The 20783-nt window shown below is 67.6% G+C and carries 20 protein-coding genes and 2 pseudogenes; 7 read left to right on the forward strand and 15 right to left on the reverse strand.

Annotated elements, in window-relative coordinates; all coding sequences use genetic code 11:
* Positions 1–107 precede the first annotated feature (107 nt).
* The 3 genes from GCN81_RS27615 (at position 108) to GCN81_RS27625 (ending at position 2187) form a co-directional block, all read left to right on the forward strand.
* Positions 108–1070 (forward strand): GlxA family transcriptional regulator, encoded by a 963-nt coding sequence (locus tag GCN81_RS27615; RefSeq protein WP_156727305.1) that lies wholly within the window; start codon positions 108–110, stop codon positions 1068–1070.
* A 113-nt stretch (positions 1071–1183) separates the two neighbouring features.
* The gene (locus GCN81_RS27620; RefSeq protein WP_156727306.1) at positions 1184–1564 is read left to right on the forward strand and encodes a PadR family transcriptional regulator; all 381 of its coding nucleotides are present in this window, start codon (positions 1184–1186) and stop codon (positions 1562–1564) included.
* Positions 1561–2187, forward strand: a complete 627-nt coding sequence (locus GCN81_RS27625) for an HAAS signaling domain-containing protein (protein WP_156727307.1) — start codon at positions 1561–1563, stop codon at positions 2185–2187. The genes GCN81_RS27620 and GCN81_RS27625 overlap by 4 nt, the downstream gene beginning before the upstream one ends.
* Before the next feature lie 290 nt (positions 2188–2477).
* On the opposite strand, the gene GCN81_RS27630 is transcribed toward GCN81_RS27625, so the two are convergent.
* The 3 genes from GCN81_RS27630 to GCN81_RS27640 form a co-directional block, all read right to left on the reverse strand.
* Positions 2478–2756, reverse strand: coding sequence for a hypothetical protein (locus GCN81_RS27630; RefSeq protein ID WP_156727308.1), 279 nt, complete (start codon positions 2754–2756; stop codon positions 2478–2480).
* Positions 2757–2778: 22 nt separating this feature from the next.
* Positions 2779–3405 (reverse strand): DUF6313 family protein, encoded by a 627-nt coding sequence (locus tag GCN81_RS27635; protein ID WP_231627018.1) that lies wholly within the window; start codon positions 3403–3405, stop codon positions 2779–2781.
* A gap of 190 nt (positions 3406–3595) precedes the next feature.
* Positions 3596–4651: a DUF6461 domain-containing protein gene (locus GCN81_RS27640; protein ID WP_156727309.1), complete on the reverse strand. Its 1056-nt coding sequence runs from the start codon at positions 4649–4651 to the stop codon at positions 3596–3598.
* Between the two features lie 257 nt (positions 4652–4908).
* Here GCN81_RS27640 and GCN81_RS27645 point away from each other — a divergent pair, with 257 nt between their 5' ends.
* Both GCN81_RS27645 and GCN81_RS27650 read left to right on the forward strand, forming a co-directional pair.
* Positions 4909–5061, forward strand: coding sequence for a hypothetical protein (locus GCN81_RS27645; protein WP_156727310.1), 153 nt, complete (start codon positions 4909–4911; stop codon positions 5059–5061).
* 131 nt (positions 5062–5192) lie between these two features.
* The gene (locus GCN81_RS27650; protein ID WP_156727311.1) at positions 5193–7559 is read left to right on the forward strand and encodes an outer membrane protein assembly factor BamB family protein; all 2367 of its coding nucleotides are present in this window, start codon (positions 5193–5195) and stop codon (positions 7557–7559) included.
* 45 nt (positions 7560–7604) lie between these two features.
* Here GCN81_RS27650 and GCN81_RS32925 read toward each other — a convergent pair.
* From GCN81_RS32925 to GCN81_RS27705, 11 genes and pseudogenes are all read right to left on the reverse strand, one after another.
* Positions 7605–7775: pseudogene (locus tag GCN81_RS32925) on the reverse strand (DNA-binding response regulator); the annotation flags it as partial.
* Between the two features lie 943 nt (positions 7776–8718).
* Positions 8719–9120 (reverse strand): thiol-disulfide oxidoreductase DCC family protein, encoded by a 402-nt coding sequence (locus tag GCN81_RS27660; protein WP_156727312.1) that lies wholly within the window; start codon positions 9118–9120, stop codon positions 8719–8721.
* A gap of 47 nt (positions 9121–9167) precedes the next feature.
* Positions 9168–10679, reverse strand: coding sequence for a serine hydrolase domain-containing protein (locus GCN81_RS27665; RefSeq protein ID WP_156727313.1), 1512 nt, complete (start codon positions 10677–10679; stop codon positions 9168–9170).
* A 43-nt stretch (positions 10680–10722) separates the two neighbouring features.
* Positions 10723–11820, reverse strand: a complete 1098-nt coding sequence (locus GCN81_RS27670) for an HTTM domain-containing protein (RefSeq protein ID WP_156727314.1) — start codon at positions 11818–11820, stop codon at positions 10723–10725.
* Positions 11817–12437 (reverse strand): DUF5819 family protein, encoded by a 621-nt coding sequence (locus GCN81_RS27675; protein ID WP_156727315.1) that lies wholly within the window; start codon positions 12435–12437, stop codon positions 11817–11819. Before GCN81_RS27675 ends, GCN81_RS27670 begins: the two co-directional genes overlap by 4 nt.
* A 182-nt stretch (positions 12438–12619) precedes the next feature.
* Positions 12620–12985: a hypothetical protein gene (locus tag GCN81_RS27680; protein WP_156727316.1), complete on the reverse strand. Its 366-nt coding sequence runs from the start codon at positions 12983–12985 to the stop codon at positions 12620–12622.
* Between the two features lie 265 nt (positions 12986–13250).
* On the reverse strand, positions 13251–13703 hold the full coding sequence (locus GCN81_RS27685; RefSeq protein ID WP_156727416.1) for an Lrp/AsnC family transcriptional regulator: 453 nt from the start codon (positions 13701–13703) through the stop codon (positions 13251–13253).
* A gap of 14 nt (positions 13704–13717) precedes the next feature.
* Entirely contained in the window at positions 13718–15187 is a 1470-nt protein-coding gene (locus tag GCN81_RS27690; protein ID WP_156727317.1) for an amino acid permease, read from the reverse strand.
* Between the two features lie 583 nt (positions 15188–15770).
* Positions 15771–16022: a transcriptional regulator gene (locus GCN81_RS27695; protein ID WP_231627020.1), complete on the reverse strand. Its 252-nt coding sequence runs from the start codon at positions 16020–16022 to the stop codon at positions 15771–15773.
* Between the two features lie 169 nt (positions 16023–16191).
* Positions 16192–16758, reverse strand: a complete 567-nt coding sequence (locus GCN81_RS27700) for a GNAT family N-acetyltransferase (RefSeq protein ID WP_156727318.1) — start codon at positions 16756–16758, stop codon at positions 16192–16194.
* A gap of 11 nt (positions 16759–16769) precedes the next feature.
* Positions 16770–18140 carry a hypothetical protein gene (locus GCN81_RS27705; RefSeq protein WP_197287807.1) on the reverse strand — a complete coding sequence of 457 codons (1371 nt, stop codon included), beginning with the start codon at positions 18138–18140 and terminating at the stop codon, positions 16770–16772.
* A 337-nt stretch (positions 18141–18477) separates the two neighbouring features.
* On the opposite strand from GCN81_RS27705, the gene GCN81_RS27710 reads away from it, so the two are divergent.
* Positions 18478–18816: a hypothetical protein gene (locus GCN81_RS27710; protein ID WP_156727319.1), complete on the forward strand. Its 339-nt coding sequence runs from the start codon at positions 18478–18480 to the stop codon at positions 18814–18816.
* A 296-nt stretch (positions 18817–19112) separates the two neighbouring features.
* Positions 19113–19793, forward strand: a pseudogene (locus tag GCN81_RS27715) (tyrosine-type recombinase/integrase); the annotation flags it as partial.
* On the opposite strand, the gene GCN81_RS27720 reads toward GCN81_RS27715, so the two are convergent.
* Positions 19794–20737, reverse strand: a protein-coding gene (locus GCN81_RS27720; protein ID WP_407697943.1) for an IS5 family transposase whose coding sequence is annotated in 2 segments (ribosomal slippage) — positions 19794–20306 and positions 20309–20737 — 942 coding nt in all. Because the reading frame shifts where the segments join, the coding sequence is not laid out codon by codon here.
* Positions 20738–20783: the final 46 nt, after the last annotated feature.

The following is a 20783-nucleotide window of genomic DNA, read 5'->3' on the forward strand; positions in this document are numbered from 1 at the left end:
CATGCCTGCGATCTCCATGCCTGCGATCTCCATGCCCACGATGCTGCCGCGTCAGCCCGCCCCACCCCAGACCCACAAAAGCCACCGATCGATGGTTTACTGCCACCGTGAACAAGGTGAACGTCGCGCTCCTCGCCTTCCCGGGAATCCGCGCGTTCGACACCTCCGTCATCACGGAGGTCTGGGGCACCGACCACACCGACCGCGGCGTCCCCGCCTTCGACCTGCGCCGCGTCGCCGCCGACCCCGCGCCCATCCCCCTGCGCGGCGGCCTCAGCCTCACCCCCGACCGCACCCTGACTTGGCTGGACCGCGCCAGCCTGATCCTGGTCCCCGGCCTGGACGACCACCGCTCCCCCGCCCCGGACCCGGTACTCCGCGCCCTGCGCCGCGCACACCACAGGGGCACCCCCATCGCCGCCCTGTGCGGTGGCGCCTTCACCGTCGCCCAGGCGGGCCTGCTCGACGGCCGCCGCGCGGTCACCCACTGGAACCTCGCCGAACTGCTCCGCACCCAGCACCCCCAGGTCACCGTCGAACCCGACGCCCTCTTCATCGAGGACGACAACATCTGGACGTCCGCCGGTACGGCCGCCGGCATCGACCTCTGCCTGCACCTGATCCGTACGGCACACGGCGCGGAGGCGGCCGCGTCCATCGCCCGCTCGATGGTCACCGCGCCGTTCCGCACCGGCACCCAGGCACAGTTCATCGAGCACCCCACCCCGCACGCGGACCGCGACGCCGACGCCCTGGCGTCCGTACGCGAACACGCCCTCCGCCACCTCCACGAACCCCTGACCATCGCCGACCTCGCCGCACAGGCCGGGATGTCCGCACGCTCCTTCGCCCGCCACTTCACCGCGGCCACCGGCAGCACCCCGCTGCGCTGGCTCCTGGACCAACGCGTCGCAGCCGCCCAGAAGCTCCTGGAACACACCGACCTGCCCATGCCGGAAGTCGCGCGCCGCGCGGGCTTCGGCAGCGAGATCACCATGCGCCAGCACTTCACCACCCGCCTCTCCACCAGCCCCCGCGCCTACCGCGCGTCGTTCGCCGCCACTCGGTGATCCGCGCCGCGCCCCTGAGGGACCGCGCCGCAGACGGCGCCTTGAGCCGCAGACGACGCCATGCGAAGGGGCCCCCTCCCCCTCCATTTGCCACACCAGGTATCTTGCATCACATGGAACCAGGTGATTCGACCAAGCAGGCCCGGGCCGCTGCCCAGCTACGCAAGGGCGTCCTGGAGTACTGCGTGCTCGCCCTGATGCGGGACCGTCCCCGCTACGGCGTGGAACTCCTCCACGCCCTGGAGGACTCCGGCGCCCTGGCCACCAGCCAGGGCACGGTCTACCCGTTGCTCTCCCGGCTCCGCCGCGACGACCTGGTCACCACCACCTGGCAGGAGTCCGCCTCCGGCCCGCCCCGCCGCTACTACGCGCTGACCGACAGCGGCCGGGCCGCGCTCGACGAGTTCACCCGCGTCTGGCCCGGCTTCCGTAACGCCGTCGACGCCTTCCTGACCACCCCGCACCCGCACCCCCACCCCGGAGACCGCGCATGAAGACCACCGCCGACCCCGTACGCGACTACCTCAGCGCCGTCGAGCGCGAGTCCTCAGCGCTCCCCGCCGACCGTCGCCAGGAACTCGTCGCCGACCTCGCCGAGCACATCGAAGTGACGCGCGCCGAACGCCCCGACACCACGATCGCCGAGGTCCTCGCGGAGCTGGGAGACCCCCGCACGATCGCGGCGACAGCACTAGCCGAAACAGGAACCGGGACCGGGCCCGGGCCCACCGGCACCCCCACCCGGAGCGACGCGCACGCACCCGTCCGGCGCGGCAAGGTACACCCCCTGGTCCCGCTCCTGATGCTCACCCTCTCGCTGCCCTTCACGATGGTCTTCGACATGGGCCCCGACGCGGCGTTCAACCCCGGCACCGTGTTCGGCTTCCTGTTCCGCGTCACCGGCGCGGTACTCCTCTGCACCTCAGTGCACTGGACCGCCGTCCAGAAGACCACCGGCGTCCTGCTCACCGTCATCGTGCCGATCACCTTCTTCGTCACCATCAACCTGATCACGGGCCACGCGACCGAAGAGATCCCGGCCCTCCTGTCCAGCCTGGGAATCCTCGCCCTGATCACCGGCACGGCCCTATGGCTCTGGCGGACCCGCCGCGCCTGACCACGACCGCCAACGTTCCGATCCGCACAGCTGACTCCCCCATCCAGCGCGTGCGGCTGGACACCGCACCGCACATGGGCACATCCCTCTGTCCGACTCGGCGAGGGTGTCCTTGCGAAGCTGCTCCATGCTGGCGCTGGAGCGCATCAGTTCGGTCATACCGTCACCGCTGTAGTACCCACGGCGCTGGGGTCCATCGCTGGCGGCCCGGTCCCACCCCAGCGGATACGGATCGTCCGAGCTCAGCGTGGGGGAGGGGTTCTTGCCCCACCACTCAGGGCAGTTCATTGTCAGTCCGGCCGCGATGGCGCACGCCAGGTCCGCGCAGTACCACGAACCTCAGCGGCCACGGCGACGTCCTCGGGCACGAATTCGTAGTTCTCCTGGGATACACGGACCAAGTCCATGTACATGAGCGCGGCTTCCGAGCTGCCGAGCATTGTCCCGTGGCCCTCGACACCCCAGCGGGTGAGGTGGCGTGCTCCCTCGTCCAGGCCATCCTCAGGAGCGGTGGGGAAGATCTCGCGCAGGGCAGCGCGGGCGATCTCCATCGCGCTTCGTGTCTGCATCAGAACAGTCCTTCCTGCGGGGTCAGGGGTGGTTGGCGCGCGCGCTGCACACGAGGCACTTGTCCTGGTACGCGGTCATCCACGTCACCGCGCGGGCGAAGCTCTCGGCTGAGGCGAGGGCCTCGGTACGGTCCAGTTCAGCAAGTTCGACAGCGCAGAGCACGTCTCGGACAAGGATCTCCCAGTGGTCCTGTGCCGTCTTCCAGTCCCCCCGATGCGCCCGCCTTACATAGCGATCCAGGAACTCCTGGTCGATTGCGCTCTTCAGGTGCAGTGACTCAAGAAAGGTGATCCTTCCCGGCAACTTGAGGCGGCGGCCCAGACTCCTTTGTTGGAAGAGGTGGTTGGTAGCGATGTCCTTGACCCGCTGCATCCGGGCCGCGATCACATGGCCAGCCACTCCACCGATCAGTGCGGGTACCAGCAGCCAGCCAAGTACCGACGCACCCCAGGACGATACGTGCGCGGGCGCGTCGATGAGCGTGAACACCTTGTAGATGCCGCTCCAGCCCTCCTTGGATCGACTGGCACCCCACACCCAGACGAACCCGACGACCAAGGCGATCGGTATCCCCCAGTCGATGAACCATTGAGTAACGCCCGACAGCGCCTTGCGCGAGCGGAACGTACGCCGTACCCAGACAGCCATGGACTGCCCACGCAGCGGGGGCAACGACGGCGGCAACGGAAGCTGAGGTGACGGTGGCAACGAGGCACTCCAAAGAGGCGTCAGGGCTCGGTCACCGCAAGTGACGCGTTCATGCAGGCCGCGGTTGCAGAGTCGGAGCGGATAGCTGCTGGGCTTGGCTGGACGGCGATCGCGTTGGCTGCGGTCGGGGTCACTGTCCCTGGGCCGCCTCGTAGAGGTGGTGGAGCAGCCAGAAGCGGTCGACGAGGTCGCCTTCGCCGCCCTGCATGACCACGCCGAAGGTGCCCATCGGGTCGGGTCGGTAGCCGGTCTCGCTGGGCAGGTCCAGGTCGAGGGTCTCTGCCAGGCCATGGAGGACGATGGCGCGGCGGGATGCGAGGCGGGAGGGGAGCTGCCACTTGGGCCGGTTGTCCTGGGGGTCGGTGATCGTGAGTTTGCGAGCTTCGTACACCCCGTCGTGGTAGGCGGCGGTGAGTTCGTCCCGCAGTCGTTCCCGTGCGGCCGTGGGTGTTCCCTCTGCCGCGAGGGCTGCGATGACCAGTGGATGGTCGGGTATACCGGCGTGGGCGATCGCCAGTTCGGCTGCGTACCGGCGCAGCTCGGGCAGCAGCCCCGGCCCGAGATCGCGCGCGTAGCTGGCGAAGGGCTCCTGGTCGAGCAGCGGTGAGCCGACGACGTGCTGTGGTACCAGGGTTCGCCGTACCGGCACGATGTCCACTGCCTGGTGGGGTCCGGCCGCCCACGCGGTGTCCAGGCGCGCTCCGGTGGCGCGCTGGAGGGCGGTGAGCGCCGAGCCCCAGCCGGGGGCGTCGAAGTCGATGCCGTGCAGCAGGGGCTGCCAGGCGTCGGGACGAGTGCCGTAGCGGTCCTCGGGCATCAGCATGTCCAAGGACGAGAGGACGAGGCCGTCTTCAGCAAGGCTCAGTTCGTTGTTCGCGTTGACGTTCCAGTAGGCGCTTGCCGTGCGGCCCAGTTGGGACAGCGGCCGCAGTACTTCCTCGCGGGAGCCCTGGAAGCCGTTGTTCTCGATAACGACGACCGTCGGCCCCGACCGGGAGACGAATATGACGTCCTCACCGACCGTCTCGGGGAAGTCGTCCAGCGTGGCAGGACGTGCCTCGCTGGGGTCGCCACCGAAGAGCCGGATCACAGCGGCCTCGTACGCGCAGGACACGACGGTGAACGTGGCAGCTTCGGACAGGCCGATGGTCTCAAGGAGCTGGGTGTGAGTGCTGGGGTCAGTCATCTGCCTGATTGTGGACGCAGCCACTGACAGCGGCCCGATCGTCACCAGCGGCCGGTGGCAGCAACGACGGACGGTAGACCAAGGGGCGGGTTGATTCGCGGCGGCGGGACAGCGTCAGGCGGGGTTGGCATGCTTGCTATGACTGACGACTTGATCGGCAGTTGGCCATGAGCTGGACGACTGTGCTTGCTGTGTTCGAGGCATGACCCAGGTAGCCCCAAAAGGGGGCCATGGGATGATCTTGAAGCGTTGAGGGCTTGCTGAGCGGCCCCGCCGGGGTGTGGCAGCGGCCCGCCGTGAACGCCGCCGCCGCGCACGAGGTCCGCCTGCCGCTGTCCGGCCGCTCCCGCGATGCGCTGGGGCACTACCTCGCCGCGCTGCGCCCCGACCGCCTGCCCGTCCAGCCGTAGAAGGAGACCCGGCTCCGGCTCATCCACGCCTATCCGCTGGCCGGTCTTGCCTACGCGGTCACCTGGCGTCCCTGGGTATCGTGCAGTTTCCCGCGCCTGTTCCGATCTTGGCGGGATACCGAGCGGAGGGCGTGACGGTGTTCGCAGAGCTGGAGTCGGGGGATCCGCGTCAGGTGGGCCGGTACCGGATCGTGGCCCGGCTCGGTGCGGGCGGTATGGGCCGGGTCTTTCTGGCACGTACGCCCGGCGGCCGGTCGCTCGCGGTGAAGGTGGTGCGCGCGGAGCTCGCCGAGGACACCGGGTTCCGGCAGCAGTTCGCCCGCGAGGTGGCCACCGCCCGCCGCGTCACCGGCGTCTTCACAGCCTCGGTGGTCGATGCCGACCTGGAGGGGACTCCCGCGTGGCTGGCCACCGAGTACGTACCGGGGATGTCGCTGGGCGAGGCGATAGCGAAGCATGGCGCGTGGCCCGAGCCTGCCGTACTGGCGCTGGGCGCGGGGCTGGCCGAGGCGCTGGAGGCGATCCATGACGCCGGGGTCGTCCACCGGGATCTCAAGCCGTCGAACGTACTGCTGGCATCGGACGGCCCGCGAGTGATCGACTTCGGGATCTCGATGACGGACGAGGCGAGCGTGCTCACCCAGACCGGCATGGTCATCGGGACCCCCGGGTTCATGTCCCCGGAGCAGCTGGCGTCGGGCGGGCAGGTCGGTCCGGCGAGCGATGTGTTTTCGCTGGGTGCGGTGCTGACCTACGCCGCGACCGGCTCGGGCCCGTTCGGCATCGGCGCGCCGCACGCCCTGCATTACCGCATCGTCCATGAGCAGCCCGACCTGAGCGCCCTGCCTCCGGCGCTCGGCGCGGTGGTAGCGCGATGCCTGGCCAAGGGCCCGGGGGAGCGGCCCGCCGTGGCCGATCTGCTGGAGGAGCTGGCCCAGACGCTGCGGGACGAGGGACGGGAGGCGCCCCAGCCGCACTCCGAGCACGGCTGGCTGCCGCTGGCGGTGGCGCAGGCGCTCCAGGAGCATGGTCGAGGCGGAGCCGCGCAGCTTCCGGAGCAGCCGGGAGTGGAGGCAGGTTCCGGCGCCGACCAGGCCGCCCACCACGCCCCCACGCGAACCGGCAGGGCATCCGAACCGGGCCCGGCCCACCCGCCGACCGCCCTCGCGACACCGAGTCCGACTCCGGCCCCGGAGTCGGCCTCCGCGCCTCTGGTACCAGCCACTCCGCCTCTGGCGGTGCCCCCGGCAATGTCCGCGAAGGCGCCTCAGGCCGACGGCGCCCCCGGCCGCACCCGCCGCCAACTCCTGATCGCCGCGGCCGCCCTGGGCACCGCCGGCATCGGCTTCACCGGCTGGAAGCTCATCGACGACTCCGGCAGCGGCACCGGCGGCGAGTCCTCCGGCGACTCGTGGGGCCAGGGCTCCGGCGGCAACGGCTCGTCCGGTGGTTCTTCCGGCAGCAACGCAAAGAGCGGCACCCTGCGCTGGTCCATCCCGAAGTTCGCTGCGCCGTCCGCCGCGTCGGTCGCCGACGGCACCGTCTACATAGCCCATATGGGCAGCAGCAGCTCCGAGGAGCCTTCCCTCCGCGCCCTCGACGCCTCCAGCGGAGAGCAGCGCTGGACCTTCCCACTCCCCGACGAGGGGCTCAAAACGTCCCCGGCGGTCGCCGACGGAACCGTCTACGTGGTTGGTCGCAGCGCGCTGCGCGCCGTCGACGCCACCAGCGGGAAGCAGCGCTGGACCTTCCCACTCCCCGACGAGGGGCTGAACTCGTCCCCGACGGTCGCCGACGGAACCGTCTACATCGGCAGCACCAAAGGCAGGCTGTATGCCGTCGACGCTGAGACCGGGCGGCGGCGCTGGCTCTACCGCTATTCCAAGAACGGGTTCGGCGGCTTCACGCCCGCCCCGGTGATCTCCGCCGGCATCGTCTACATCGGTGGCGGCGAGGGCGAGCTGTACGCCGTCGACGCCGCCACCGGCCGGGAACGCTGGATCCACCCGTCGAAGGGCAAGACCCCGGTGCCTGGGCCCGTGGCGGTCGCGGACGACACCGCCTATGTGACCAAGGACGCCCTGCTGTACGCCCTCGACGCCACCAGCGGAAAGCGCCGCTGGACCTATCCCCCCGTCAAAGGGTTCTCCATGCCCGTCGCCGCCAACGGCGCCGTCTACGTGCGCGACGGCGACAGCCTGTACGCCATCGACGGCGCTAGCGGAAAGCGGCGCTGGAGCTTCCCCCTCAACGGCGACGCGCAGGGCGCCCCGTCCATCGGTGACGGCACGGTCTGCCTCGGCGGCAAACAGGGCAAGGTGTACGCGGTCGATGCCGCCACCGGCCGTCAGCGCTGGGTCTTCGACACCCGTGGCAAGGATCAGGGCAACCAGTACCGGATCCAGGTACCTCCCGTCATCGCCGATGCCACGGTCTACTTCACCGCCGCCGACGACCTGAATGGAGTGCGCCCCACCCTGTACGCGGTGGCCCTCTGAGCTCTCAAACCCTCACGGCAGCAGCCGCTGCTCCTTCGCCACAGCCACCGCCCGCGTGTCCACGCCCAACTTGTCGTAGATCCGCCCCAGATGGATCTTCACCGTGGCCCGCTGATGAACGCCGGTGCCAGAGATACGGCGGGTGGCCTCGACCCCGTCGATCCCGCTGCCGAGCTGGAGGTCCATCAAGACGACGTCCGGGGCCAGCTTGGCTGCCCCGGATTCTTCCGCAGGGCACCGACAACCGACCCCGACGTTCAACACGCCTCAACCTCACACGGAAGCCTGACACCGCGGCCGCGCTCAGTCGCGCCCCGAGCCCGTCGGACCGGTGCCCGGAAATCCGCTGACGAGGGCCCTGCTGATGGCTCGTCCGCTCACGCACCGGCCCAGAAACGAAGTAGCGTCCGAGCCCACCGAAGCGGACCCGGACGCTGCGTAGCAGGTCAGAGGGGGTTTTCCCTCCCTGCTCGCGGTAGGCCGTGTGGGACTCGAACCCACAACCAATGGATTAAAAGTCCTGGAGGGGACCGTCCGGGTGGGTCCGGGCGGTCCTTCTCTGTCCGGGGGTGCCTGGTCAGAGTGGGTGCGGGGTGCTGCTTGATCCATGCGGTGACGGGGCCTGGGGCACCGTCCGCTCACGCATCGCTCACGCATGAGTTCGCAATAGCGGTCGACCTCGTGCGAGGTTGCTTCCAACACGCTTTCCACATAGCCATCCGGGGCGCCGGTGCCGGACAGGGACACTCTGAGCTGCGGTGGAGCGGGTGACGGTGAAGGTTTCGGACAGCTCTGGATGGGGGTGAGCGAGGCCAAAACTGAGGCCGGGAGAAAAGGGGGCTGGGGTGGGGAGCCTGATCGGAAGAAGCAGCAGCGCGTGTGGCACTCAACCGCCGCGCCACGGCTCCCGCCGGGGTGAGCGGCCGGGGGCAGAGACTGGCTACAGCATGTCCAGCGGCTCGCGATCGAGGTCCAGGTGCGCAGCACGCACAGGGCGGCTGTGGAGGCGGCGCTCGCCGAGGCTTGCGCACAGGCTGTGAAACGAGCGCAGAATCCGGGGAAGTACGGTGATAGCGAGGAGTGGTGAGCCGGACGATGGGCTGGGCATGGCTGGAACGGCTGGCCTATCCCGGCGGCTCGGCAACAGGCCGCACAGCGGTCAGTGCATGGCGTTCGCACCCCGCTGATGTGCCGGTAGCGCGCAAGCTGTTGTGCCACCGGGCAGACGGTGCCGGTTGTTCGCGACTACGCGATACACACCGTGTGCCGCCCAGCTGACCGGCGGAACCTTAAGTATGAGCCCAAGGTATCGCCATGGGCGTCGTCCACGTATGAGCATGCGTGCGATGCCTTGCGCTCCTCCATGGACTCTGTCGGCGGCGGGACTGATCCACAGCACCTCGCGGTCGGCCTGCTCCGCAGTGACTCTCAAGGCAGGGAGATCGGCGAACTGCCAAGGGACAAACTGCGCTTGGGGCTGCACTACGCGTTGTGCGAACTCGATCATTCTGGAGCAGAAGCCGCAGTCACCGTCGAACAGCAGGATCGGCTGGTCAAGCATGATGTGCTCATTTCTGAGGAGTGGTCCAGCGGGTGATACCCAGGTGCTCACAGGAGTGTGGTGAACAGCGCAGCTAGAAGGCCAGTGCGGATGATCACTGCCCGCCCGGCGGTACGGGCGATCACCCTTGCCGGTGCGCGCTCTGCGCCTGCAACCCGGGTGTCGCGCCTGGTGGCGCCAAGGAGGAGTCCAAGTGCCAGTAGCCCGGCACTGAGCGTCCAGAGCGCGGGGGGCAGGGTCAGCCAGTCGCCGAGGCGCCACGTCAGGGCCAGGATGACGACGCCGAAGGTCAAGTCGATCGTCAGGAGTGCAGGGCCGGCGCTGCCGGTGCGCTGCCGCAAGCCGACGACGAGGGCGGGAAGGGTGGCGCCCACGAGGCCCGCGCCTGTGCCGAGGGCCCAAATGGCGTCCTTGTCGGAACGATCTGCGGGCAGGCCAAGCAGTTGTCGCCCAATGGTGTCGACCGAACGGTCGGTGTTGGCCAAGACGACTACGCCTCGTCGGCTGTCGCGGTCGAATGCGATGTATGAGGTGAAGCCGCCGGTCGCTCCGTTCTGCCAGGTGATATCGCGGCCGCCCACGGTACTCGTGAACCAGCCCAGTCCTGTTCGCGCTTCAAAGCCGGCGTCGTGAGTCGGCTCGGCGGCACGTGCCCCGGGGGCTGTTCCTTGGATCACAGCACGGAGGAATCGCCCAAGGTCCTGGCTCGTCGTCCAGATGTCGCCCGCAGGGGTGTAGCCAGAGGCCAACCAGTGCTGTGTCGCGGGTCCTGTCGCTTGCTGTCCATGAGCGACCTTCTCAGGGAAGGGCAGGCCGCTGTCCATGATCCGTGAATCGCGCATGCCCAGCGGGTTAAAGAGGTACTGGTGCAGGAGTTCGCTGTAGGAACGACCGGTGGTACGCGCAACTGTGTACCCGGCAAGGGCCATACCCAGATTGGAGTAGCTGTACTGGCCGGGGCTGATCGCGGTCGCGGACTGCGCGGCGGCGAGCACGTCGTCTTCGTTCAGGCCGCTGTAGGGGTCCTGGCCCAACAGACGCAGGCGCATGTCCCGCGCCTTCATGGTCAGCGTGGAGGGCAATTTCTCCAGCCCTGCACGGTGAGTTGCCAGATCCTCCAAGGTGGCCTCGGCGATCGTGGGGTCAGAGAAGCGCACGTCGGGGAGAAGCTGATCCAGGGGGGCTTGGAGCTCGAGGAGCTTTCGGTCCGCGAGCGTGGCGAGGAGCATCCCCGTCATGGGCTTGCCGATGCTGCCCGCCTCGAACACGGTGGTTCCGTCGACCCGGCTGCGTGCGGGGTTGCCCGAATCGCCGACTCCAGCAAGCCGTAGCGAACTGTGGTCCACCAAAGCGACGGAGATCCCCCGGTAGCCCTTTCCGTCGCCTGCGGCTTCGCGTACTTGCGCTGCGAGGTCGGCGTCACCGGTAGTCGCTGTTGAGAGGCGGGGCGGTGTGGGGGCCGCGTAGGCCCCCACACCAACAGATACGACCAGCAGCACGAGGCACAGCACCGTCGCACTCCGCTTCCTGCGGTTCTGATGTGCCGGAGTCGAACGCACGGTCTCCGTCCTTGAATCGGATGCCTGTCTGAGAGCCTGTGCTTTACGTCCTGGTCAGCACGGGGTCACGATGGGCCGGCGGGGCGTTGCCCTCAAGCCCCGGGGCGTCCACTACGGTGTCGGGGCGTTTTCCTTGCTCGGCTGCGACGTTGTGCTCCCTGGGCCGTTGGCCGGTCAGCCTTCGCACCGTTCTGCTGAGCGAGCGGTAGTGGGCGTCTCCCATGATGACCAGTTCCAGCGCCACAATCGTGAGAGAGAAGGAAATCAGTCCGGCCATATGGACGGCGATTCCCAGGTGCATGAGAATTCCGCCTGCTACGGCGAAGACGCGCCATTTCCTGCTCAACAAGAGGAAGGTGAACGCGAGCTGGAAGAAAACTGTCCCGTACGTGATCAGCGTCACGAGGGTTGCACTCTCGTAGATGAGCCGGTTAATTCCGGGCCATCCGAACTCATTCACTCGCAGGATGTAATAAAGGGCCGATCCGTTCTGCCAGCGCTCGCCCTGCACCTTGTACATCCCCGAGACCAGGTACACGGTGCACACCTGGAGGATCACCGCGACTACGCCTGCGTTGTGCAGAAGTGAACCCACCCGGAAACGAAGCGACTGCTCGGCATCCTTACCCTCCCGTTCCTCATTTCGCGCATCCAGAGAGAAACGGGCGCCCGAATTGATGAAAACGAAGAATATGAGAACGATGACGGTAACATTGTCTCCGCCATCAAGGAGGACGGGATTTCTCTGCTGGAGCGACCACAGGAAGACGTAATGCAGAACCGTCATGATTCGCGTCTTCCAGCCCAGCATGAAAAGCAGTGCAGCCAGGGCCCCGAGGTGGAAGATCAGCTCGAACCACGTATTAGATCTGCTCACGCTGTACAGTGAGAAACCATCACCGGCAGCGGGGCCGGTGAAGTTCTGCCAAGGCCACACACCATCCGGCCCCCAGAGGTAGGAGCGTTCCGTGTAGTCGCGCAGGTAGTAATACAGGCCCAGTGCGCCGAGAATGATTCGTGCGAGTGCGGACCCGATGAGCGAGCGGCGCCGCAAGCTCAGGTCATCGATCCGGGTGTAGAAAGAAGCTCGCATCCGATTTGCTGCAGAATTAGCATTCATTCGCAGGCTGTCTTTGGTCATCCTGTGACCTTCAACGGCTTCATCCAGTCAAGGTCGTAGTACGAGATCTTGCCTTTGCTGTCACGGGTGTACCGCTCGGAGAATCGCGGAAACTCGTTCGAGACGACGCGTACCTGAATGGACCGGATGTCGTTGCCCCATAGCTGGGTTGCCTCCGCGCTGGCGAGGGCCTGCGCGTAGCGAAGCGCGGTGGCGCGCGCATCGTGTTCGGCCGGGGTCAGGGGCGGGTTCAGTTTCTTGTGCTTCTTAGACTCGGGGCTGTCCGGCCGGGGGTCGGGCAACAGGTTCTTGGCGCGGAGCTCTTCAAGCTGGGGGTCCCGCCAGGAATCGAGCTGCTGACGTACGCCGGTGGGCAGTCGCTGCACGCGGGAGGGCCAGAACCTCTGTTGCTGGAGCTTACTGATGTGGGGTGTGGTGACGTCCGCCCACTTTGTAGTCACCAGCGACCCGTCGGCGCGAACCTTCTGGGCGCGGACAAGGATTCCAGAATCCTCCGCTACCGGCTCGGGCGCGAAAAGATGCCAGTCCTGCCCGAAGTAGGGCGACATATAAGAGTGGATCTGTTCGTCATATTTCTCGCGAACGGGGTTGAACGGGGTGTTATACAGGGCAGTCATGCCGAAATGAAATAGCGTGGCAGCTGCCGTTAGAACACTGGCCGCGACCAGAGCGGAACGTCTCCCTCTACTCCAGCCCGAAAGGGGATGACCCACAGGTTTTTCTGTCACTCGGTGCTCATCTTCTTGTCATGGCGGGCACCCATTTCTGAGCGCCCGCCACCCGTGGGAAATTACTGTAGTCAGTCGAACGAGCGCGACAGGTCTACAGCATTCGGTGATTCGGCACCCACGCCGCCCCGAATGAACGCCCCCTTGCGGTTCTTAGCAAGTCGAGCCGCATCCTTGTGGCCGTTGGCCTTGACGTAGTCCCATGCAGCTGAACCGGCAAAGGACCCCGCTGCCTTCTTTGCTAGCGAAGCCCAGCGCATCGGCTGCAGCTCATCCTCGGCCTTGTCCGGCTTAGCCGCAGCCTCCTCGAATGCGACAGCGGTCGTCTCCTTCTTCGGTGCGGAAGAAAGCGAATCAGCGGAGGCAGAAGAAGCGAAAACGATGCCGGCGGTCAGTCCGACAGCCACCCCAGCAGTCGCGATTTTGATTCGACGCACGAAAACCCCCATAGAAAGGTGAAACATGTTGGGTGGTCAAGCCCAGGCTCGCACCCCGTGATGCGAGCTCTTCATGATCATACTAGATATGAAAGGGCCTCAGTTACCTTGGTGGCGGAGGTCACTGGAGTGAAATAAAGTTCAGGAATGAAGTATTCCGCTTCCCATCATGGGTAGGTGTGGCGCATATAGAAAATCCCGCAGGGGCCACGGATGTGGCCCCTGCGGGATAATGGCAATACTCGGTGTGGTCCTGAGGGTGGGGTTAGGTAAGGAACGTCGGATCAGAACGGCGCAGGAGCGGCGAGAGAACGAGCGCGGACCGGGTTCGCTCGACGAATGGTTCGCTAGCAATGCGTTCCAGGATCTGCTCGAAGTGCCTAGTGTCCGCCGCGAATACCTGGACGATAGCGTCCACGTCACCAGTGACCGTAGAGGCTGTCGCCACCTCCGGGTAGCGCGTGAGCGCACAGTGGATGACCTCCGGCGTAGTGCTGCGGCGGCAGAACAACTCGATGAGGCCCTCCGTCTTCCACCCGAGGAGCTCGGGGTTCATACGGACGGTGAAGCCATCGATAATGCCCCGCTCGCGCAGTCGGTCCACCCGACGCTTCACTGCTGGCGCGGAGCGGCCGATTTCCGCACCGATCTCGGCATAGGACCGACGTCCGTCCTCGGCAAGAGCCCGGACTATGGCCTCGTCCAGAGGGTTCAGCATGTGCATCAGCGGTGTCACTTCGTGAGGTTGGTGAGCTGGGACCGGCGCAGGCCGTAGCTGAAGTAGAGCACGAGGCCCACCAACATCCAGATTCCGAAGACGGTCCAGGTCGCCGTGTCCAGGTCGACCATACGCCACACGCACAGAACGAAACCGACAGCGGGGAACAGGGGGAACAGGGGGGTGCGAAAGGTTCGCGGCATGTCGGGACGGGTCCGCCGCAGCACGATGACCGCGACATTGACCAAGGCGAAGGCACAGAGCGTGCCGATGCTGGTCGCGTCGGCCAGCTGCCCCAGCGGGACCACGGAGGCGAGGGTGCCGCAGAACAGCGAGACAATGATGGTGTTCGCACGCAGCGCTCCGGTGCGCGGGTGGACCCTGGAGAAGACCTTCGGCACCAGGCCGTCCCTGGACATGGCAAAGAGGATCCGGGTCTGGCCGTAGAGGACAGTGAGCACCACGCTGGCGATCGCGACCACCGCACCAGCGGACAGCAGTACGGCCCAGAAGGTCTGGCCGGAGGCGTCCTTCATGACACCCGCGAGCGCTGCCTCGGACCCCTCGAAGTCTTGCCACGGCATGGCTCCCACGGCCACCGCAGCAACGAGGCAGTACAGCGCCGTCACGATCAGGAGCGACAGCACGATGGCGCGCGGCATGTCCCGCCGCGGGTTCTTGGCCTCTTCGCCTGCGGTGGAGGCGGCATCGAATCCGATGTACGAGAAGAACAAGGTGGTCCCGGCGGCGCTGACCCCTGCTACTCCCAGAGGCATGAACGGGGTGTAGTTGCCAGCGCTGACGCCCTTGTAGGCCACGACACAGAACATCACCAGCGCTGCGATCTTGATGATGACCATGATGGTGTTGGCGCGTGCGCTCTCCCTCACGCCACCGAGCAGGAGCACCATCGCGAGCAGCACGACGAGGAGAGCGGGAAGGTTGACTATCCCACCGTCCCCCGGCGGTGCGGACAGCGCGTCGGGGATCGTGACACCGATCGTCCCGTCCAGCAGTTCATTGAGGTACTCGCCCCAGCCCACGGCTACGGCCGCGACCGACACCCCGTACTCCAGCAGCAGGCACCAGCCGCAGACCCAGGCGACGAGCTCGCCCATCGTCGCGTACGTATAGGAGTAGGAGGATCCCGACACCGGGACCGCACCGGCCAGTTCGGCATAGGACAGTGCAGAGAAAAGAGCCGTCACACCGGCGATGACGAAGGAGACGATGATGGCGGGCCCCGCCTCGGGGACGGCCTCGCCGAGCACAACGAAGATCCCGGTACCCAGTGTGGCCCCAACGCTGATCATGGTCAGCTGCCACATACCAAGCGACCGGCGCAGCGAGCCGCCTTCGCCGTGACTGCTCTCGGCGATCAATCGCTCGACCGGCTTGCGCTGCATCAACCGCACACCGAGCGAGGGTGGTTGGAGATGTCCATTCCGCTTGACGGCTGGTGGCGGAGTGTCGTGTTCCAGCATCAGAGGTGGCTCCTTGCTCGCGATGGCTTGGCGGCGGTGCCGACAGCCCGGATCAGGAAACCCGTGGGGGGCGGTGTCATGCACGTTCACCACCACGGACCGCTGAGCCAGCGGTCCACGCCACTCCACGTACGACGCCAAATCCTATGCAGAGGCACGTCGCCTCCGTAATACGTGATCATTTCAGTGGAGTGATGATTCGTTGCGTCATAGGAGCAAAGGCCGGCAATCGTTGCGGACCCCACTGCAGTTCGCCCACTGACCGCAGCTTCTGACGTGCTGCCCACACGCGGCGAACGCCCTAGGCGCGCGCCCCTAAGCCCCCTGACTGCAGCCCACTTGCCGGTAACGCACCCGCCGACGCCCGCCGAGAGCGATCAGCCCAAGGCCCTACAGATGTACTGGTCCCGACTACACCGGCCAATACCGCCACGACCTCCTCAACGGATTCGTCGCCGAGACCGGCCTCGCCCTCGTCCCGCCCTGACCGTCACCCCGTCACGCAACCCTCGGCTGCTCACGCATGTGGCTCGCGCGCCGCCGCCACGATCCTCTCCAGGGCCGAGGCGTGCCGCTGAAACGCCTACCGCCCGTGTGCGGTGAGCCTAAGGTGGGTGTGGCAGCCCGTGCGGTTCCGTGTTTTGCATACCTCGACATAGCCGGCGTCCGCCAAAGCGGCGACCTGCTTAGACAAGGCTGAGTCGCTGGTACCGACGGCGTCCCGTACGAAGCCGAACTCCACCCAGTCGGCCGGAGCCAGTAGCGCGGCGACCGTCGCGGTCTTCATCGCGGCATTGATCGTCGCCCGCTTGATCGATCTGCCGAACCCCTCCATGGCCGCCGCGCCTGTCGCCGCCGTAGCAACGCTGGGCCACCTACGCGTCCCGCCCGATAGTCAAGCGGATCACCAGAGTGGACGGCCAGGGCTGATGGACCCGGATTTTGATGAATTCCTGCACGTTCAGACCCGGTTGTCACCGTCTTCGGCACTTCCGAGACTCACCTCATGGAACGACTTTCTGCTGGCCCGCTTCCCACTCCACGTCGAGGGTCGAGTAGGTGATGGAGTCGCGCCAGGTGCCGCGTACGTGGACGTGTTGGCGGATGCGCCCTTCCTCGGTCATGCCCGCGCGGAGCAGGGTCTTGTGGGAGGCGGTGTTGAGCGGGGCGCGGGCGGCCCACACACGGTGGAGGTCGAGGGTGTCGAAGGCGACGGCGCACACGGCGCGGACGGTTTCGGTGCCGTAGCCGACGCCCCAGGCGGCGGGGTGTAGGGCGAGGCCCATGGTGGCGGCCTGGGGTTGGTGGGGGTCGAGGGCGAGGCGGGCGTAGCCGATCAGGTGGTCGGTGTCGCGTTCGACGACGGCGAGGCAGTACTCGTCGCGGGGCGTGGCTGTGGCGGTGGTCATGGAGCGGGCGATGATCTGGCCGACCTGGTCGCGGGTGCGGGGCTCGAAGGAGAGGTGTTCGGTGGCCTCGGGGTTGCCGTAGATGGCGTGCACCGCGTCTACGTCGTCGATGGTGATTTCCCGCAGGAGCAGGCGCGGGCTGGTGTGCTCGACCGGGTACATGGTTTCGGACCCTACCGGGGCAGGGCCGGGGTGGGGGTGGCGGTGAAGAGTTCCAGCTCGGCCCGCAGGTCCTTGGTCTGGGCCGCGTTGCGCAGGGGGCCGGTGGACAGGGCCGCGTGGACGCGTTGGGCGGAGACCATGACGCCGTGGTTGTGCTGGGCGGGCGGCAGGTCGAGGACTGGGCCGACCGCGTCGGCGGCGCCGTCGAGGTCTGAGCGGGCGATGCGGGCAAGGGCGAGGTTGGTGTGGGCGCCGGCCTGGTCGCCGAAGGCCCATTCGTCGGCGGGGGCGGTGGCGTAGGCGTGGACGGCTTCCTCGGCCGCGCGTTCGGTGTCCCGGGTGGTGTCGCCGAGGAGGACACGGGCCTCGGCGGTGTAGTACGCCTGGCGGGGCCGGGGGAAGGTGAGGATGCCGCCGATGGCGTCGAGGTCGTCGCGGACGGTGGCGTCGCGGGCGTCGGTCGCTTGTAGCAGGGCGGTGCGCACTCCGTCGGCATCGCCGAGGACGGCGTGGGCGCGGGCCTCCTGGGCGGCGAGCCAGACGGCGACCGTTCCCGACGGGGCTGCGAGCAGGGCGGCGCCGCGTGCGGCGTAGGTGGCCGCGTCGTCGGGGCGACCGGCCCAGTAGGCGATGAGGGACTGCAGGCCGCGGACCCAGGCGCGCATGCCGTTGTGCCCGGCCTGGTCGGCGCAGACGTAGGCGGCGCGGGCCTGAGTCATGGCGGACTTGGGGTCGGACAGGTCGTGGGACGCCTTGGCGAGCATGCCGGAGGTCATGGAGGCCCACAGGTGCAGGTCGACGGCCTGGGCTGGAGTGGGGCGGTCGGATTCGAGGAGGCGGAAGACGAGGTCCTGGATCTCGATGAGGTCGGCGAGGATGTCGTGGAGGGCGACGCGGGGGTACGCGGCGGCGATTCTGGTCACCTCGTCCCTGATGTGGTCGAGGGTCTCCGCCCCGACCGACGTGGATTCCGCTGTCACCGCGAACCGCAGTGCCCTGTTAGCCGCCATGGCTGCCTGCCTTCCCATCTCGTACGTGGTCGTGCTGTGCGGCGCACCGCTTGCCGCCCCGAGGGCGAGGTTCTCGTCCGGCGGTGTTCGCTGGGCGTGTGCGGTGACCGGCAGCGGGTGCGGCCCCGGTGGCGCCAGGAGTTCGTCGACAGGGCGGTCGAAGAGGTGGGCCAGGATTCGGCGGGCGTCCGGGACCGGTTTGGTCTCGCCCAGATACCAGCGTTCATAGGTGCGTTCGGACGGGGCGAGAGTGGCGAGATGAGGTACGCCCTCGATCTCGGCCAGCTCTCTCGCGGCTTTCTCGAACCGGCCCCGGAACGTCGGGTACTGCCAATTGCGTTGGGTGATGATCTGGTGGAGCAGTGTCCGCATGGTGACCCCCAACCCGTCGCGGTGCGCTGGTACAGACGCTAGAGCTCTCGCAGCCCCGGAACCCGTCATTCCTGCTGATCCAGCCGAACTTGACGGTCCGATGACGGGCCGATGACGCCACCCGTCACTCGCCGATGCGGAACCTGACGGTCCGATGGCGGTAGAGATGCGCCCCGGCCGCCGCGACTCTCTTACTCATCGTTACCGAACCTCGCAGCCCGAACACCCTCAATAGAGCAGGGAGTTCCTCCGCCATGACCAGCACGACCACAAACGCAACCGCGCCCACCGGCCAGACACGACCGGACCTGGCCCCGCATCCCCGAGGCAGGCGGCCATGACGACGTCGCCGATCCAGGACGTGGCGTCCGCACTGATCCTTGCCGAGCACCGCCCCACAGGCGAGCCCGCCAACCAGCTCCGCACACGCCTCCGCAGCCGCATCAGGCACGTCATCGAACCCGCCGCCCGCTACGCGGAGGCGATGCCGGACGGACGCGCACGCGACATCGCCACGGACACCGTGCGCTACGCCCGCCGCCTCAGCACCAGAACCGAGTTTCGCGATCCCGCCGCAGAGCTTCGCCTGCTCGCCAAGTCGCTGGAGACCCTTTCCCGTTACGCCGCTGCGGCGGACGCGCCCGACGATGCCAAGCACCAGAGGGCCGCGGAGTGAGTGAGGTACGGAAACCGAGGCTGCTGGTCCGTACGCCCGGCGCCACCCTCCGCGCCCAAAAGCCACCGGACACGGTCGCGTGGGTGGTACCGCCCGGGTTACCGCCCCGTCTCCAGGCCGGGACCGCGCACCCCACCCCGTCAGACGTCGAGACGGAGGAGGCACCGCGACGCGGCAGCGCATAGCCGTCGCGCTCTACGCGCTGTCGTGCGCCGCGACTGTCGCCACCCTCGTGTGGACGGCTGAACACCCCTGACTCTCGTCCACGCACCGCTCGCCCCCCCCCTGTAAGCGGCCCCCTGCTGTGGACAGCGGAGCGGGAACAGCGCTGGCGCGAGACGGGCAAGGTCCCCGGCCCGGTCATGGTCTGGACGCCCGCACAGTTCGGCGCCTTCCTCGATGCCGCCGAGGGCGATCGGCTGTATGCCTTCTTCCACCTCTCCGGCACCCGTGGCCTACGACGCGGTGAGGCAGTCGGCCAGGGCTGGGCCGACGTCGACCTGGCCGCCGGGCTGATCACACCCTCCAAGGAGATCGTGGTCGACGGCTGGGACCCCTATGAGTCGGCCCCCAAGACCGATGGCAGCGCCAGCACCATCGCTCTCGACAGCCTGAACGTGGCCGCCCTGCGCGAACACCGAGAGCGTCAGCTCAAAGAGAAGGAACGCTGGGGAGCGGCTTGGAAAGACACCGGCAAGATATTCACGCAGGAGGACGGAGCCTGGCTCCACCCCGAGACGGTCTCAGAGACCTTCCGCCGCATCCTTGCGCACACGAACCTGCCGCCCATCACCCTGCGGGATCTGCGCCACGTCGCCGCCACGCTGCCCCACGGCGGAGGCGGAGGCCTCCATACGGTCAAGGAGACGCTGCGGCACTCCACGATCACTCTGACCTCGGACACATACACCAGCCTGCTCCCCAAAGTGGACAAGGCGGCAGCCGAAGCCGCCGCCAAGCTCGTCCCCCGGTCCCGGCTAGGGGGCTTCTGGTGGCTCTTGGACGGTGTCGCGGAGCCAGATGACGATGGCGGTGACGGTCAGGGTGCCGTTGAAGATGTAGTCGCGTTTGTCGTAGCGGGTGGCCACCGCGCGGAACTGCTTCCACTTGTTCACGCACCGCTCGACCGCGTTGCGACGGCGGTACTGGGCTTTGTCGAAGGCCGGGGGCCGGCCACCGGCCTGTCCCCGGTGCTTGCGGTGGGCCCGCTGGTCATCGGGCTGAGCGATGGTGGCCTTGATCCCGCGCCGCCGCAGGTAGGCGCGGTTGTCCCGGCTGGAGTACGCCTTGTCGCCGCGCACCCGGTCCGGTCGGCTGCGTGGTCGGCCCGTGCCGCGGCGCCGGATGCGCAAGCCGTCCAGCACCGGGGCGAACATCGGGCTGTCACCTCGCTGACCGGGCGAGGTCAGCCAGTGCAGCGGGCGGGCCCGGTCGTCGGACAGCAGATGAACCTTGCTGGTCAGCCCGCCCCGTGAGCGCCCCAACGCCTCGCGCCCATCCGCTTCCTCACGGGTCCCGCCCCCTTTTGCGGGTAGTCGGCCGGGGGCTTGCGAGGCGCCCCGGCCGCGTGCTGATGCGCCCGGCAGGACGTCGAGTCGATGTTCACGGCCCATTCCCGCCGGTCCGCCTTGCGGGCAAGCGCCCCGTCCGGGTCTGCGGCGTCCGCCTCGATCTGTAACTCGCGCAGGACAGCCTTCCAGGTGCCGTCGGCCGACCAGCGACGATGACGCTCATAGACGGTCTGCCAGGGGCCGTACCGTTCTGGCAGGTCAGGCCAGGGCACCCCGGTCCGGGCCCGGAACAACACCCCGTTGATCACCTTGCGGTGATCCGCCCACTGCCCGCCCGGCTTGCCGTTACCGGGCAGGAGAGGTTCGATCTTCCGCCACTGCGCGTCCGTGAGCTCGTGTCGCCGCACCATACGGGCGTCCTGCCCGGACAACTACGAGATCCACCCAGCCCACCAA

It is taken from the genome of Streptomyces apocyni, from assembly GCF_009739465.1.
In the GTDB taxonomy this organism is placed as follows: Bacteria; Actinomycetota; Actinomycetes; order Streptomycetales; family Streptomycetaceae; genus Streptomyces; species Streptomyces apocyni.

Bases quoted from the DNA above. Each gene is read 5' to 3' on its own strand.
- GCN81_RS27710 (WP_156727319.1), top strand. From the start codon at position 18,478: ATGACGACGTCGCCGATCCAGGACGTGGCGTCCGCACTGATCCTTGCC.
- GCN81_RS27630 (WP_156727308.1), bottom strand. From the start codon at position 2,756: ATGCAGACACGAAGCGCGATGGAGATCGCCCGCGCTGCCCTGCGCGAG.
- GCN81_RS27705 (WP_197287807.1), bottom strand. From the start codon at position 18,140: ATGCGGACACTGCTCCACCAGATCATCACCCAACGCAATTGGCAGTAC.
- GCN81_RS27660 (WP_156727312.1), bottom strand. From the start codon at position 9,120: ATGCTTGACCAGCCGATCCTGCTGTTCGACGGTGACTGCGGCTTCTGC.
- GCN81_RS27670 (WP_156727314.1), bottom strand. From the start codon at position 11,820: ATGACCAAAGACAGCCTGCGAATGAATGCTAATTCTGCAGCAAATCGG.
- GCN81_RS27675 (WP_156727315.1), bottom strand. From the start codon at position 12,437: ATGACTGCCCTGTATAACACCCCGTTCAACCCCGTTCGCGAGAAATAT.
- GCN81_RS27695 (WP_231627020.1), bottom strand. From the start codon at position 16,022: ATGGAGGGGTTCGGCAGATCGATCAAGCGGGCGACGATCAATGCCGCG.
- GCN81_RS27685 (WP_156727416.1), bottom strand. From the start codon at position 13,703: ATGCTGAACCCTCTGGACGAGGCCATAGTCCGGGCTCTTGCCGAGGAC.
- GCN81_RS27700 (WP_156727318.1), bottom strand. From the start codon at position 16,758: ATGTACCCGGTCGAGCACACCAGCCCGCGCCTGCTCCTGCGGGAAATC.
- GCN81_RS27635 (WP_231627018.1), bottom strand. From the start codon at position 3,405: ATGGCTGTCTGGGTACGGCGTACGTTCCGCTCGCGCAAGGCGCTGTCG.
- GCN81_RS27625 (WP_156727307.1), top strand. From the start codon at position 1,561: ATGAAGACCACCGCCGACCCCGTACGCGACTACCTCAGCGCCGTCGAG.
- GCN81_RS27640 (WP_156727309.1), bottom strand. From the start codon at position 4,651: ATGACTGACCCCAGCACTCACACCCAGCTCCTTGAGACCATCGGCCTG.
- GCN81_RS27690 (WP_156727317.1), bottom strand. From the start codon at position 15,187: ATGCTGGAACACGACACTCCGCCACCAGCCGTCAAGCGGAATGGACAT.
- GCN81_RS27620 (WP_156727306.1), top strand. From the start codon at position 1,184: ATGGAACCAGGTGATTCGACCAAGCAGGCCCGGGCCGCTGCCCAGCTA.